Source organism: Nonomuraea sp. NPDC049419, assembly GCF_040676995.1.
Classification (GTDB): Bacteria; Actinomycetota; Actinomycetes; order Streptosporangiales; family Streptosporangiaceae; genus Nonomuraea; species Nonomuraea salmonea.
On the sequence record NZ_JBFAQB010000021.1, the window covers coordinates 88,501 to 101,630 of the forward strand.

At 72.6% G+C, this 13,130-nt stretch carries 14 protein-coding genes; 5 read left to right on the forward strand and 9 right to left on the reverse strand.

Annotated features, from left to right (window positions below; all coding sequences use genetic code 11):
* Positions 1–27 precede the first annotated feature (27 nt).
* Complete coding sequence (locus AB0K12_RS39905; protein ID WP_364572914.1) at positions 28–1,047, forward strand: aldo/keto reductase; 1,020 nt, start codon at positions 28–30, stop codon at positions 1,045–1,047.
* A 47-nt stretch (positions 1,048–1,094) separates the two neighbouring features.
* Here AB0K12_RS39905 and AB0K12_RS39910 read toward each other — a convergent pair whose 3' ends face one another.
* Both AB0K12_RS39910 and AB0K12_RS39915 read right to left on the reverse strand, forming a co-directional pair.
* Entirely contained in the window at positions 1,095–1,625 is a 531-nt protein-coding gene (locus AB0K12_RS39910) for a GNAT family N-acetyltransferase (protein ID WP_364572916.1), read from the reverse strand.
* A gap of 1 nt (position 1,626) precedes the next feature.
* On the reverse strand, positions 1,627–2,820 hold the full coding sequence (locus AB0K12_RS39915; protein ID WP_364572918.1) for an MFS transporter: 1,194 nt from the start codon (positions 2,818–2,820) through the stop codon (positions 1,627–1,629).
* Between the two features lie 90 nt (positions 2,821–2,910).
* On the opposite strand from AB0K12_RS39915, the gene AB0K12_RS39920 reads away from it, so the two are divergent.
* On the forward strand, positions 2,911–3,393 hold the full coding sequence (locus AB0K12_RS39920) for an Rrf2 family transcriptional regulator (protein WP_364572920.1): 483 nt from the start codon (positions 2,911–2,913) through the stop codon (positions 3,391–3,393).
* Between the two features lie 267 nt (positions 3,394–3,660).
* Here AB0K12_RS39920 and AB0K12_RS39925 read toward each other — a convergent pair whose 3' ends face one another.
* A complete protein-coding gene (locus AB0K12_RS39925; protein ID WP_364572922.1) occupies positions 3,661–5,049 on the reverse strand; it encodes an MFS transporter in 1,389 nt (462 codons plus the stop codon).
* A 66-nt stretch (positions 5,050–5,115) separates the two neighbouring features.
* On the opposite strand from AB0K12_RS39925, the gene AB0K12_RS39930 reads away from it, so the two are divergent.
* Both AB0K12_RS39930 and AB0K12_RS39935 read left to right on the forward strand, forming a co-directional pair.
* On the forward strand, positions 5,116–6,081 hold the full coding sequence (locus tag AB0K12_RS39930; RefSeq protein WP_364572924.1) for a WYL domain-containing protein: 966 nt from the start codon (positions 5,116–5,118) through the stop codon (positions 6,079–6,081).
* Positions 6,082–6,117: 36 nt separating this feature from the next.
* Positions 6,118–6,531, forward strand: a complete 414-nt coding sequence (locus AB0K12_RS39935) for a PPOX class F420-dependent oxidoreductase (RefSeq protein WP_364572926.1) — start codon at positions 6,118–6,120, stop codon at positions 6,529–6,531.
* On the opposite strand, the gene AB0K12_RS39940 is transcribed toward AB0K12_RS39935, so the two are convergent.
* From AB0K12_RS39940 to AB0K12_RS39960, 5 genes are all read right to left on the reverse strand, one after another.
* Positions 6,528–7,262 carry an alpha/beta hydrolase gene (locus AB0K12_RS39940; protein WP_364572928.1) on the reverse strand — a complete coding sequence of 245 codons (735 nt, stop codon included), beginning with the start codon at positions 7,260–7,262 and terminating at the stop codon, positions 6,528–6,530. The two genes, AB0K12_RS39935 and AB0K12_RS39940, sit on opposite strands and share 4 nt — an antisense overlap.
* A gap of 42 nt (positions 7,263–7,304) precedes the next feature.
* Complete coding sequence (locus AB0K12_RS39945) at positions 7,305–8,000, reverse strand: hypothetical protein (protein WP_364572930.1); 696 nt, start codon at positions 7,998–8,000, stop codon at positions 7,305–7,307.
* Between the two features lie 71 nt (positions 8,001–8,071).
* Entirely contained in the window at positions 8,072–8,983 is a 912-nt protein-coding gene (locus AB0K12_RS39950) for a hypothetical protein (RefSeq protein WP_364572932.1), read from the reverse strand.
* Positions 8,984–9,074: 91 nt separating this feature from the next.
* Entirely contained in the window at positions 9,075–9,755 is a 681-nt protein-coding gene (locus AB0K12_RS39955) for a response regulator transcription factor (protein WP_364572934.1), read from the reverse strand.
* Between the two features lies 1 nt (position 9,756).
* Complete coding sequence (locus AB0K12_RS39960) at positions 9,757–10,881, reverse strand: histidine kinase (RefSeq protein WP_364572936.1); 1,125 nt, start codon at positions 10,879–10,881, stop codon at positions 9,757–9,759.
* A gap of 174 nt (positions 10,882–11,055) precedes the next feature.
* On the opposite strand from AB0K12_RS39960, the gene AB0K12_RS39965 reads away from it, so the two are divergent.
* On the forward strand, positions 11,056–12,045 hold the full coding sequence (locus tag AB0K12_RS39965) for a hypothetical protein (protein ID WP_364572938.1): 990 nt from the start codon (positions 11,056–11,058) through the stop codon (positions 12,043–12,045).
* Here AB0K12_RS39965 and AB0K12_RS39970 read toward each other — a convergent pair.
* A complete protein-coding gene (locus AB0K12_RS39970) occupies positions 12,026–13,102 on the reverse strand; it encodes a DUF5937 family protein (RefSeq protein WP_364572940.1) in 1,077 nt (358 codons plus the stop codon). The genes AB0K12_RS39965 and AB0K12_RS39970 overlap by 20 nt on opposite strands.
* Positions 13,103–13,130: the final 28 nt, after the last annotated feature.

The window sequence follows — 13,130 nt, forward strand, 5'->3', positions numbered from 1 at the left end:
CGCCGCCGGGACCCAAGGAGCACGTTCATGAAGTATCGCAATCTCGGGCGGACCGGGATCAAGGTCAGCCCTTACGCGCTTGGCACGTTGATGTTCGCGAGCCAGATGGGCAATGATCCGGACGAATCGGTCCGGATCATCCACAAGGCGATGGATGCCGGGATCAACCTCATCGACACCGCCGACCGCTATGGCGACTCCGAGGACATCGTTGGAAGGGCTTTGAAGGGCCGCCGTGACGAGGTGGTCCTGGCCACCAAGGCCGGCATGCCGATGGGCGAGGGCCCGAACCAGCAGGGCGCCTCCCGCCGCTGGATCACCACCGCCGTCGAGAACTCCCTGCGCCGGCTCGGCACCGACTACATCGACATCTATCAGCTCCAGCGGCCCGACCCGGACACCGACCTGGAGGAGACCCTTTCCGCGATGACCGACCTGGTCAGGGCCGGCAAGGTGCGCGTGATCGGTACCTCGACGACGCCCGCCTCGATGATCGTCCAGGCTCAGTGGGTGGCTGAACGCGCCGGGCTGCAGCGGTTCCGTACCGAGCAGCCGCCGTACTCGATCCTGAACCGCGGCATCGAGCGGGAGGTCCTGCCGCTGGCGCAGGAGTACGGCATGGGCGTCATGGTGTGGGGCCCGTTCGGCCAGGGCCTGCTGACCGGCCGGGTGCGCAAGGGCGGTGCGAACGACCTCAAACGCGTCCAGTTCTCCCGCCACCTGTCCGACGAGCGCCGCATCGACGTCGTCGAACAGCTCATCCCGCTCGCCGAGGAGGCCGGCCTGCCCATGACGCACCTGGCCATGGCGTTCGCCATCGCCCACCCGGGCGTCACCGCCGCGCTCCTCGGCCCGCGCACCATGGAGCACCTCGACGACCTTCTGGCCGGGGCCGACGTCGAGCTGTCCGACGACCTCCTCGACCGGATCGACAAGATCGTCCCGCCGGGCACCGACGTCACCGCGCTCGACCAGGAGTACAAGCCCCCGGCGTTGCTCGACCCGGCGCTCCGGCGTCGTCCCGCCGGGCTCCGGTCGGCGGCCTGAGCCGGGGAGGTGGCCGGGCCTCGGCGCAAGGCTCAGCGTGAGTGCGTTCACGGCGAACGCCGGAACACCGCGATGGTCGCCCTCGGCCCGGTCAGGCGCCGCCAGCCGAGCCGTTCGTAGAGCCTGATCGCGTCGGTCGCGTGCGGGGCGGTCAGCAGCCAGCAAGGGTCGGTGCGGCCGCACAGGAGGTCGAGGATGCGTCCCGCGAGGCCCTGTCCGCGCGCGTGCGGGCTCACCGCCAGTTCGTCCACCTCCACCGCTCCGACCAGCAGCGTTTCCACCGCGTCACCGAGTTCGGCGCGGACGAGGTCGTAGGCGCGGCCCGTGGGGAAGGGCCTGGGGGTGCGCCATGCCGTACCGAGACCAACGGGTTCGCCGTCGTCGCAGGCCAGCACCGCCGCGAATCCGGGGCGTCGCGCGTCTGCGGTCAGGCGTGCGGCGAAGGCGGCGGCGGCGCGTTCGTCCTCGTGCCAGGGCGGGCCGCCGAACGCGGCCCGGTAGATGTTCGCCAGGTGGCAGGTGCGGGCCAGGGCCTCCTGGCCGGTGAGACGTTCGAGGGTCACGCGGTCGGCCTGCATGTCAGCGTTCCACGGTGCTGCGCAGGCGGGCTATGGGCACGAGCATGAGCAGGCCGAGCACGCCCAGCACGCTGAAGGCGAGGGTGAAGTCGCCTGTGGCGTCGCGCAGTGCGCCCACCAGAAGGGGGGCCAGCGCGGCGCAGCCGTAGCCGACGAAGAACGCCATCGCGCTGATCCGTCCGGCCTCGCCGGGATCGCGGCCGGCCAGCACGGGCAGGGTCAGCACCAGCGTGAACAGCCCGCCGTGCCCTACGCCGAGCGCCGCGATCCACACCCACGTCGCGGTGCCCGGCGCGTACGCCAGCCCCAGGAAGCCGGCGGCGGTCAGCGTCATCGTGAGCGCCAGGCCCGCCCATGGGCCGCGGCGTTCTCCCAGCAGCGCCGGTACGGCCAGCATCGCCACGACCTGAATGAAGATCATCACGGTCAGCATGCCTCCGGCGGCCGCCGCGTCGCGACCGGCGTCGTCGTGCAGCAGCGGCGTCACCCAGGCCAGCTCGCAGTAGTACAGGGCGGAGTTGACGGCCGACAACATGGTGATGTGCCAGGCCACGCCGCTGCGCCAGGGCATCTGCCGGGTCACGGGCCCGGCGGGGGCGGGGACGTCGTCCAGGCCCAGGGGACCCTTGGCGGCCGACCACAACGCGATGCCCGCCAGCGCGAGCACCGCCCAGGACGCGAGCGCTCCGGGCCAGGAGCCGAGGGCGCCGGCCAGCGGCGCGCTCACTCCTGCCGCCACCGCGCCGCCCAGGCCGAGCCCGGCGGTGTAGAGGCCGGTGACCAGCCCGGCGCGGGCGGCGAAGCGCGTCTTGACCACGGCGGGCAGCAGGGTTTGGGCGATGGCGATCCCCGCTCCGACGATCGCCGCGCTGCTCAGCTGGAGCCAGGTGGACTCGCCGAGCAGGCGCGCCGCCGTGGCGAGGGCGATGATCACGAGCCCGGCGAGCACGCCGGACTGCAGGCCGTACCGGCGGCCCGCGTATGCGGCCAGCGGCGCGCACACGCCCATGGCCAGCGTCGGGACGGTGGTCAGCAGCGACACCCCGGTCGCCGACAGATCCAGGTCGGCGCGGATCTGGTCGACGAGCGGCGAGACGGCCGCGATGGCCGGTCGCAGGTTCGCCGCCGCGACGAACAACGCTAAGGCCGCCACTCCCAGCGAGGTGCGGCTGGATTGCCGTGCTGTCTGCGTCATGGGCACTCCGCTCCTTCTTCTCGGATGTTTTCTATCCGAGTTCATATCACAACTCGGATATCTGTTGTCCGGGATGGGTAGGGTGGGGGCATGAAGATGTCGAGCGGGGTGGAGTGGGCGTTGCACAGCTGCGTCACGCTCAGCCAGAGCCACGAACCGGTGCCGGCGGCACGGCTGGCCGAACTCCACGGCACGCCGCCGGCGTACACGGCCAAGCACCTGCAGGCGCTGTCGCGGGCCGGGATCGTCCGCTCCACCATGGGGCAGGTCGGCGGCTACACCCTCACCAGGCCCGCCGCGGAGATCAGCGCCCTGGAGGTGGTGCGGGCCATCGACGGGGACGAGCCCGCGTACCGATGCGCCGAGATCAGGCAGCGCGGCCCCCTCGGCATCCCCGCCGAACGGTGCGCACGACCGTGTGCGATCGCCCGCGCCATGGCCGCCGCCCAGGACGCCTGGTCACGCGCACTCGCCGAGATCTCCATCGCCGACCTGGCCGCCGGCATCGACGCCGACAGCGACGGCACCGCCATGTCCGACGTACGCCGATGGCTGACCACCACCAGGAGCTGAAGCGATCGGCCGCGCCGGCTTGTGCAGACGCGTCATGCGGTGCTGGACGATGACGGGCGCAGGCCGTGAAGGGTGACGGCGAGGTTGCGTCGCCATCGGTCGGGTTCGGCGGCCAGGCTACCCGGCCGGAGATCTCCGGTACGGCCGGCCGACGGGCCGCCGACGTGCACGACGACACCCGGCACGCCCCGAGCTTCCGCGACGCCCAACGGCTGCACGCCTTGATCGAGCGCATTCGGGCGACCGACCAGCCGGGGGCGCCGGCCTCTAAGCGGTCTTCGGGAGTGCCAGCATCACCACGGCCGTGATCAGGTAGAGCGCGGCTGAGGCGAGCAGGACGACGGCGAGGGCGTGGCTGAAGCCGGCCGGACCGGCGGCCGCGGTGAAGAACACCGTGCCGAGGACGGCGATGCCGGCGGCGCCGCCGAGCTGGGTGACGGTGGACAGGACGCCGCCCGCCGCGCCCGCGTTGCGGCCTGGAACGCCGGCCAGGACGACGTTGACGAGGATCGGCGCGGCGAGCCCGAGGCCCAGACCGCCGATGAACAGGGCCAGGGCGAGCAGCCAGTAGCCGGGATCGTCGCCGTCCTTGACGACGTACCACAGGACGAGGTGCGAGGCCGCGATCGTGAGCGAGCCGGCGACCAGCAGCGTTCTGCCGGCCTTGGCGGCCAGCGCGACGCCGAGGCCGGAGGTGACCATCGAGCCGAGCGCGTACGGCAGGATCACCAGACCGGCCTCCAGGGCGGTGCGGCCGGTGCCGTTCTGCAGGTAGACCGAGAGGGTCAGGAAGTACGGCCCGATGCCGCCGAAGAACAGCACGGAAGCGGCCAAGCCGACGGCGAAGGCGCGGATGCGCAGCAGGGCGGGGTCGAAGACGGGCTCGGCGCCGCGGGCGGTGAGGCGGCGCTCGTACGCGAGGAAGATCGCGAGCACGACGACCCCGGCCGCCAGGAGCGCGTAGGAGCCCCAGCTCCACGTCTCGGACTGGATGATCGGCAGCAGCAGGAGCAGGATGCCCGCGGCGGCCAGGAGCGCGCCTGCCAGGTCAAGGCGTGCGGTCGAGGCGGAGCGGGACTCGGGCAGCACCTTCGCGCCGACGACGAGGGCCACGACGGAGACGGGCACGTTGATCCAGAAGATCGTCCGCCAGCCCAGTCCGAACAGGTCGGCCTCGACGAGCAGCCCGCCGAGCAGCGGCCCCGCGACCGAGGCGAGACCCTGGACGGCCCCGTACGCGCCGAACGCCTTGGCCCGCTCCTCCGGGGGGAACGAGGCCCGGATGATCCCGAACACCTGCGGCACCATGATGCCGCCGGTGAGTCCCTGCGCGGCCCGCATGCCGATGAGCATCGCCGGGTCGGCGGCCAGCGCGCACAGCGCCGAGGTCACCATGAACCCGGCCAGGCCGATGAGGAACAGCCGCTTGCGGCCGTACTGGTCACCGAGCCGGCCGCCGGTGATCAGGCCAGCGCCGAGGGCGAGGGTGTAGGCGGCGATCGTCCACTGGATCTGGGCGTCGTCGGCGCCGATGTCCCGCGAGATCGCCGGGGCGGCGACCGTGACGATCGTCGCGTCAAGCAGGTCCATGAACGACCCGAACAGCACCACGAGCAGCGCCGCCATGGGTACGGACGAAGTCCGAGAAGTAGTCATGACCCGGAACCATGGCGGACATAGTTGCCGCCGAGTGGCAACTATTGGGGAGAGAATCGGAGAACCATGGCTGCCACCTCCGCGCGTACGCTCAAGCTGCTGTCCATTTTCGGGATCGGCGCGACCCTGACCGCCGAGCAGCTCGCCACCCGGCTCGGCACGTCGGTGCGGACCGTGCGCCGCGACATCGACACGCTCAGGGAGCTCGGGTACGAGATCGAGGCCGTGCGCGGCACGGGCGGCGGTTACCGGCTCGGCCCCGACGCGCGGCTGCCGCCGGTCGTGTTCGACGAGGAGCAGGCCGTCGCGACGGCGGTCGCGCTGCAGACCGTCCCCGCGGTGCTGTCCGGCATCAGGGAGAACGCGGCCCGCGCGCTCGCCACGCTGCACCAGGCGATGCCCGCGCGCAGCCGCCTGCACGCCGAGGCGTTCACCGTCTCATCCGCCCGTAATTACTGGGAGTTCCCCGCTCCGCCGATCGACGCCGAGACCGTCCGCGCGGTGGGCAGCGCGATCAACCGGCGGCACCTCGTACGCGTCGACTACACCGGCGACGGCGAGCGGCCCGTCACGCTCACGCTCGAACCCCACGACCTCGTGGTGTGGGCGGCGCGCTGGTACCTGGTCGCCTTCGACCTGAAAGGCAGCCGCTGGCGGGCCATGCGCATGGACCGCATCCAGGCGCACGCTCCCACGCACATCCCCTTCGACCGGCGCGACATCCCGCACGGCGATCCGGTCGCCTTCGTCATGACCGCGCCCGACCGGGGCGACGCCCTCGCCGACTGGCCGTGCCGGGGCTCGGCCACCCTCGCGCTGCCCGCCGCCACCGTCGCCCGCTACGCTCCCGGCGGGTCGATGGTCACCTCCGTCACGGAGACCACCTGCCGCCTCACGCTGGGCGCCTGGTCCTGGCCGGGCATCGCCGGTCTGCTGCTCACCTTCGACTCCGACCTCACCGACATCGAGCCGGCCGAACTCCGCCAGGCCCTGCACTCCTTGCGCGCCAGGATCGTCAGAGGGCTCGGCTAGTCTGGCGTGATCCTGAACAGTCCGAGGGGATAGGTCGTGTCGTTCACCGAGGAAGAGATCGCTTTCCTGCAGTCGCAGCCGCTCGCGCGGCTCGCCACCGTCTCGGCCGATGATCAGCCGGACGTGGTTCCGGTGGCCTTCGAGTTCGACGGGAGCCTGTTCTGGGTGGGAGGTTCGGGGGAGTCCGTCCTGCACACCCGCAAGTTCCGCAACGTCGGCCAGGGCCGTACGAAGGTCTCCCTCGTCGTGGACGACATGGTGTCCTTCAACCCGTTCGTGGCGCGGGGCGTCCGCGTCTACGGGGAGGCGGACGGGCCGGTGGAGCGGGTGGGCATGGTCGGGCCCGGCCATTACCTGCGCATCACGCCGACGATCTCGTGGAGCTGGAACATGGCGGGCGAACCGGTCGGCGAGACCTGGTACGAGGCCCGCCGGGCCGTTCACCGTTAGGTCAGGTGCCGGGTGAAGAAGCGGATCGAGCTGTCGATCTCGAAGGACGGCACCCGGAAGTGACCGCCCGGGTTGGCGTGCAGGGTCTTCTCGGCGGAGCCGAGCGCCTCGAACAGCCTCATGACCGAGTCTCGCGGCTGGCCTTCGTCGTCCCACTGCAGCACGAACTCGACGGGGATCGTGATCCGCGCCGCGGTGTCGATGAGCCACTCGCTGCCGATGAGGCCGAGGACGGCGGCGGTGATGCGGGGCTCGGCGGCGACGAGGCGGATGCCCATCTCGCCGGCCGCGGACAAGCCGTAATAGCCGACCGGATGGCGGTCGCCGACGTGGTCCAGCTTTTGCAGCGCGTCCAGGGTGGTGCGCCAGTCGGGGATGAGCTGCGCCGCCACGGTCTCGTTCAGTGCGGGCCAAGCCGGGCCGAAGGGCAGACCGGCGGCCTCGCGTTCCTGGATCTGCGCGACGAGCCGCCGGATCTCCGGGTGCTCGGGCCGGTCGCCGGTGCCAGGGGCGTCGATCGCGGCGACCGCGAAGCCGCAGGTGGTGACGTAAGGGAAGGCCCGGGAGACGACCTCCCATCCCTTCTTGTGCTGGCCGCCGCCGTGCCCGATGAGGACCAGCGGACGGGGCCCTGAGGCGCCGGCGGGCGTCCACAGCACCCCGGGGATCTCGCCGATGGTGAACGGCTGCTCGCGGATGCCGTCGGTCACGGTGTCCGAGGTGATGCGCATGGCAGGGGATTACATCGGAATCCCGCCCGATCGGCGAGTGATTTATCCCGCGAGGCCGATCAGGGTGGCGCCGGCGACGATGACGGCGGCCAGGGGGTACGTCCACCACTTGGGCGCCGGTCCCCGCGCGAGCACCTTGACGCCGAGCGGGATGAGCGCGACGCACAGTCCGGCCGCGGCGATGATCGACGTCACGCCGGTGCCCTTGAGCACCCCGACCGGCATGGCCGCCATCAGCGCCAGGGCCACCGACTGCACCCGTCCGAGCGCGCCCGAGCGCCACGTGCCGGCGGCGAGGACGACCCAGCCCGCCATGGTGGCCAGGTTGATCGTCTGGAAGATGTGGAAGGAGCCGTACTGCTCGTTGATGGCCTGCTGGGCCGCCCGCAGACCCTGGACGTCCACCAGCTGGAAGGCCAGGTGGGAGACGCCGGCGTGGAAGGCGCGGGCGAACAGCCCCGCCAGGGTGAGGGCGAGGCCCCACTGGGCGAGCAGCGGGTGGGTGGCGGCGATCCGCCTGACCAGGCCCAGGACGGCGGCGGCCAGCAGCACGACTCCGGCGGCGAAGCAGCTGTAGGCGGCCGTCAGCTGGGCGGGGCTGCCGGCGAAGGCGGCGAGCTGCTCGGGGAAGAACGCGTCGTACCCGAGTTTCAGCAGCACCCCGCCCATCACCAGCGCAGGCCCCGCGACCAAGCCGACGCCTTCGATCCACCTGCCGGGAAAACCCTCGTTCGTCATGGTGAAGATCCAACCGGTGCGGGCCGGCGTGCGCACGGGCGGACGGGCGAGGATCGAGGGTGGTCCTGGCACTAAGAGCGCTTCTCCGTCCACCGCTCGTAGCTCTCGTCGCCGGGGAGCACCCACGTCGCCACGTTCGGCCGCTTGATCTTCTTCAGCGGCTTCACCGCGCCCGTCCTGCGCGAGACCTGGTAGACCGCCACGCCCGTCGCGGTCTTCGACCGCACGACCAGCCGGTCGGAGCGGTCGAAGTCGACGTCGTGGATGTACTGGCCGCGCGGCAGCCGCACGTTCACCACCGCGCCGGCGCGACCGGTGCGCAGGTTCATCAGGCGCAGCTGCCGGTACTTGTCGTACTTGCCGACCAGCACGGCCGCGGTGGTGTGGTCGCCCGCGAGCGCGCTCGGCGACAGCCGCGTCTTGAGCCGCAGACGTGAGCGCAGCGCACGGTCGAACACGACCACCCGCTCGCCGCTCAGCAGCAGCCGCTTGCCGTCCGGGCTGAACCCGAGCAGGGCCCACGCATCCGTCTTCTCCGGCGGTCCCATGGTCTTGCGCGTGCGCAGGTCCGTGAAGTAGCTCAAGCCGGGCCCCGACGTCTCCATGAGCACATAGCTCCCGTCAGGGGCCACGACCGGCCATTCCTCACCGATCGCGTACGCCGTGATGCCCTTGGCGACCACCCGCTCCTTGCCGTGGACGGTCCGCTCCACGAACAGGCCGTCCTTCTTGCGGTAGTAGAACAGGTGACGCCCGTCGCCGCTGACGAGGAACGGCGCCCGCGCACCCGCGTTGACCGCGTCCTTGGGCGCCACGGTCAGCGCCTGTGGCACCTTCACCACCTTGCCGCTGGTCAGCACCACTTCCCAGCCCTTCGTGCGCTGTGCGTAGGCGATGGTGGCCGGCGCCTCGGCGAGTGCGGGCTGGGCGGTCGCCGCGAGGGCGGTGACGGTGAGTCCCGTGAGTAACCTCCGAGATTTCATGATCTATAGGATGCTGCCGGTAGGCGAAAAGTTGCGCCCCGAACCGGCCGGGTCGTTGGTGAAGGGCGCCGCCTGGACTCTGCCCAGGTGATCAGTCGAGCTCGGCGTCGTGCGCGATGAGGGCCAGCTGGACGCGGTTGTCCAGGCCCGCCTTGGTGAGGATGCGGGAGATGTAGCCCTTCACGGTGCCGACGCTCATGTGCAGCTCACCGGCGATCACCGCGTTCGGCTTCCCCTGGCCGACCGCCAATGCCACCTCGCGCTCCCGCTCGCTCAGCCGCGCCAGCACCTCGCGGGCGTCGTCGCGCCGCCGGTGCTCCTCTTCGGGCATCAGGTGGGCGATGAGCGTGCGGGTGACGCTCGGTGACAGGATCGGCTCGCCGGCCGCGACCTTGCGTACGGCGTCCACGATGCCCTCGGGCGGGGTGTCCTTGAGCAGGAACCCGCTCGCCCCCGACCGCAACGCCCTGAACACCAGTTCGTCGGCGTCGAACGTGGTGAGCACCACCACCTCGGGCGCTCCTGCGCGGGCGCGCAGCCGCCTGGTCGCCTCGATCCCGTCGAGGCCGTTCATCCTGATGTCCATGAGCACCACGTCGGGCCGGTGCTCGGCGACGGCGGGCTCGACCTCGCTGCCGTCGGCCACGGCGCCGACGATGTGCAGGCCGGGGGCGCCTTTGAGCATCAGGGTCAGCCCGGCGCGTACGAGCGCGTCGTCGTCGACGATCAGCACCCGGATCGGCGCGCTCGAGTCGGCTCCCACCCGGATCATGCTAGCCGGGCCACGGCAGCCGGGCCGCCAGCACGAACGCGCCCCCGGCCGCCGGCCCGTACTCGAGCCGTCCCCCGGCCAGCGCGGCCCGTTCAGAGAGCCCTTCGAGCCCCGCCCCCGCCCCGGCCTCGGCCAGCGGGGCGGGAGCGCCGGGCAGCGGGTTGCGCACCTCGACCACCAGCTCGCCGTCCGGGTGCGACACGAGCACGGTGACGGGCCGGCCTGGCGCGTGCTTGCGCGCGTTCGTGAGCCCTTCCTGCACGATCCGGTACGCCGCGCGGCCCACCGCGCCGGGCGCCTCGGACAGGCGTACGCCGTGATCCCGCAGCTCGACCTGCGTCCCCGCCCGCCGCGACTCCTCCACCAGCGCCCCGAGATCCGTGTCCCCGGTGCGCGAGGCGGGGCCGCGCAGGACGGAGATGACCTCCCGCAGCTCCTCCAGCGCCTGGCGGGCGCTCGACCTGATCACCCCGGCCGTCTCCGCGACCTCGCCCGGCGTCGCGCCCGCGTTGAACTCCAGCGCCCCCGCGTGCACCGCCAGCAGCGACAGCCGGTGGGCGAGCACGTCGTGCATCTCCCTGGCGATGCCGAGCCGCTCGGCTCGGCGCGCCTCCTCGGCGCGCGACCGCTGCTCGGCCTCGGCGCGGCGGGCTCGCTCCGCCAGCGACCGCACCAGCTCCCTGCGGGTACGCGCGAGCATCCCCCACGCGGTCACCGCCGCCCCGAACAGCACCCCGACCAGCGCCCACACCGGGTAAGGCGCGAAACCGGGCGGCCGCAGCGCGAACCTGACCAGCGTCGCCGCCACCCCCGCCGCGCCCACTGCGAGAGCCACCCGCGGCTTCCGGTAGAGGGCGGCGAACAACGCGGCGATCCCCGCCGCCACGGACGCGGACGCGGCGACCACCGAGATGGCGATCACCGCCAGCCCCACGCCCACGGGCCACCTGCGGCACCACCACACGCCCGCGCAGGCCAGCGCGCCGCCCACCAGGTCGACGGCCAGGTGCCGGCCGCCCGCCAGGTCGCCCCAGACCACGGCCACCGCCCCGGCCAGGGTGGGCACGAAACCGGCCGCGCTCACGACCCAGCGGGGCCGCTCGTCGTCCACGCCAGTGAGGAACACAACCGCCGATCGTAGTTCGCCACCTCGTCCCGCGTGAGCAACCCTGGTCACCGGCGGCCCCAACCAAAGTCATCAACCGGACGGCCGGAGGTCCGGGAGGAAAGCGACCGGGGCTGCCCAGGTCCGGCCGGTCGCCGGCAGAGACGGGGCTCGGCCGCCCGCCACGCTGGCGTCATGGACGAACCGAAGGGCGGCCGACGCGCCGCGTTGCTGCTGGCGGTGGTCACTCCCGTCGTCGCAGAACTGACCCTGGGCAATCCACCGCTCAGCCAGATCTGGCTGCTCCTGCTGTGGATCCCGATCTACGGCGCCGGCACGGTGCTGATCCGTGAGCTGGTCCGACGGCGCCGCGGGGGCTGGCCGTCGATCCTGCTGCTCGGCCTGGCGTACGGCATCGTCGAGGAGGGCCTTGTGCTGCAGGCGCTCAGCAGCCCGACCATGTACGGGGCGGCGGATTGGGCGCCCAGGTTCCTCGGGCTGAACACCGCCTACACCGAGCTCAACCTGCCCTACCACGCGGTGTTCAGCGTGGCGCTGCCGATCCTGCTGACCGATCTGGCCGTCCCGTCGCTGCGCGAGCGGCCCTACCTCAAGCGCACCGGGCTCGTCGTGGCCGCGGTGGTGTTCGTGCTGGGCGGGCTGCTGCTGCGGGTGACGGTGGCGACCTCCATCGACCCCGGCTACCAGGCGCCCCCCACGGTGCTCGTCGGCTGCGTGGCCGCCGTGGTGCTGCTGGCGGTGGTGGCGCTGCGTGTGCCGGCCGGCGTACGAACGCAAGCGCCCGTCCCCATGCCCTGGGCGGCCGGAGCGCTCGGGCTGGTGGCCGGGTTCGGCTACCTGGCGCTGCTGTTCCCCTTCGGCGGGGCGGATCAGCCCGCCTTCACGCACGGCGGCTGGGTGGCGGTGCCGATGGTGGCCGCGGCGCTGCTCGCCGTGGTGGCCGGCCGGCTGGTACGCCGCTGGGCGGCGAGCACGGCCTGGACCGACCGGCACGGCATCTGCCTGGCCGGCGGGGCGTTGACCGGCCACACCGCCTTCGGCGTGCCGGCCAACGCCGCCACCCTCGCCGACAAGCTGGAGCTGTCGGCGCTGGGCCTGCTCATGGTGATCCTGCTGGCGCTGCTCGCCCGCCGCCGCAGGCCGCTCAGCGTAGGACGGCCGTGAGCAGGTCGCTGCCCAGGGCCGTGAGGTCCGGGACGTTCACGGTGTAGCGGACGTAACGGCCGTCGCGCCGGGACGTGAGCAGGCCGGCGCGGCGCAGCACGGCGAGGTGGCGGGAGACCTCAGGGGGCGTGAGCGCCCAGGCGTCGGCCAGCTCGCCGGTCGTATGGGGGCCGCGGGCCAGGGTGCGCAGCAGCCGCAGGCGTACGGGATGGGCGAGCGCCTCCAGCCGCTGGGTGACCGTGTCCAGCGGGACCGGCTGCGGCGTGCGCGCCACGGGGTATTGGACCACCGGCTGCCACCCGGGGGCGTGGATCACCACGAGGTGCGGGTGGCCGAAGACGGTGGGCAGGAAGGTGAGCCCGCCGCGCGCGGTGGTCGCGTTGTCCTGCAACTTGTCCACCTCGATGCGGTCGCCGCCGGGCGCCAGGGTGAGGGCTTCGGAGGCCGAGGCGAGCGCCGCCGCGATGCCCTGACGCCTGAGCAGGTCGTTCTTCAGGCGCAGGTCGGTGGCGAGTCGCACGGCGAAGTCCGCCCAGGCGGCGTCGAAGAAGGCGTCCGCGCACTGCTCCAGGGTCTGCCGCACCCGGGCACGGACGGCGGCCGGGTCCGCGAGCAGCCGTTCCGCGAAGGCCTCCTGGAGCGCGCCGCGGGCCTGGGCCAGGTCGAGTGCCCGCTCGCGGGCGGTCGCGTCGGTGAGCGGCGACGGCGCGCCGAAGTGCACCCGGTTGCTGCCGCACGTGGTGACGAGCGCGGCGGTCACGTACGTCTCATCGTCGATCAGGTCCACGTCGTCGAGCTCCTCGGCGAGCGTCGGCCGCGGCCGGGCGGGGACGAGGAAGTCGGCACGCGAGGACCGCCACAGGAACTCCGCCTCCCGCAGCCGCTCGGCCAGCTCGGGCCGCAGTCCGGCCCAGACGTCCGCGGCCCAGCCGGCGAGCCGCGGGTGGTGGCCGGGCTCGGCGAGCACGTGCAGCATCGCGGTCAGCTCGGCCAGCGGGGAGGCCGCGAACCGCAGCCGCTCCGCCGGCAGGCCGCTGATGTCGATCCGCACCGTCATCCCCCCATCATCGCCGGTCGCCCCGTGC

Bases quoted from the DNA above. Each gene is read 5' to 3' on its own strand.
- AB0K12_RS39925 (WP_364572922.1), bottom strand. From the start codon at position 5,049: ATGACTACTTCTCGGACTTCGTCCGTACCCATGGCGGCGCTGCTCGTG.
- AB0K12_RS39950 (WP_364572932.1), bottom strand. From the start codon at position 8,983: ATGAAATCTCGGAGGTTACTCACGGGACTCACCGTCACCGCCCTCGCG.
- AB0K12_RS39910 (WP_364572916.1), bottom strand. From the start codon at position 1,625: ATGCAGGCCGACCGCGTGACCCTCGAACGTCTCACCGGCCAGGAGGCC.
- AB0K12_RS39955 (WP_364572934.1), bottom strand. From the start codon at position 9,755: ATGATCCGGGTGGGAGCCGACTCGAGCGCGCCGATCCGGGTGCTGATC.
- AB0K12_RS39920 (WP_364572920.1), top strand. From the start codon at position 2,911: ATGAAGATGTCGAGCGGGGTGGAGTGGGCGTTGCACAGCTGCGTCACG.
- AB0K12_RS39945 (WP_364572930.1), bottom strand. From the start codon at position 8,000: ATGACGAACGAGGGTTTTCCCGGCAGGTGGATCGAAGGCGTCGGCTTG.
- AB0K12_RS39965 (WP_364572938.1), top strand. From the start codon at position 11,056: ATGGACGAACCGAAGGGCGGCCGACGCGCCGCGTTGCTGCTGGCGGTG.
- AB0K12_RS39905 (WP_364572914.1), top strand. From the start codon at position 28: ATGAAGTATCGCAATCTCGGGCGGACCGGGATCAAGGTCAGCCCTTAC.
- AB0K12_RS39940 (WP_364572928.1), bottom strand. From the start codon at position 7,262: ATGCGCATCACCTCGGACACCGTGACCGACGGCATCCGCGAGCAGCCG.
- AB0K12_RS39970 (WP_364572940.1), bottom strand. From the start codon at position 13,102: ATGACGGTGCGGATCGACATCAGCGGCCTGCCGGCGGAGCGGCTGCGG.
- AB0K12_RS39915 (WP_364572918.1), bottom strand. From the start codon at position 2,820: ATGACGCAGACAGCACGGCAATCCAGCCGCACCTCGCTGGGAGTGGCG.
- AB0K12_RS39930 (WP_364572924.1), top strand. From the start codon at position 5,116: ATGGCTGCCACCTCCGCGCGTACGCTCAAGCTGCTGTCCATTTTCGGG.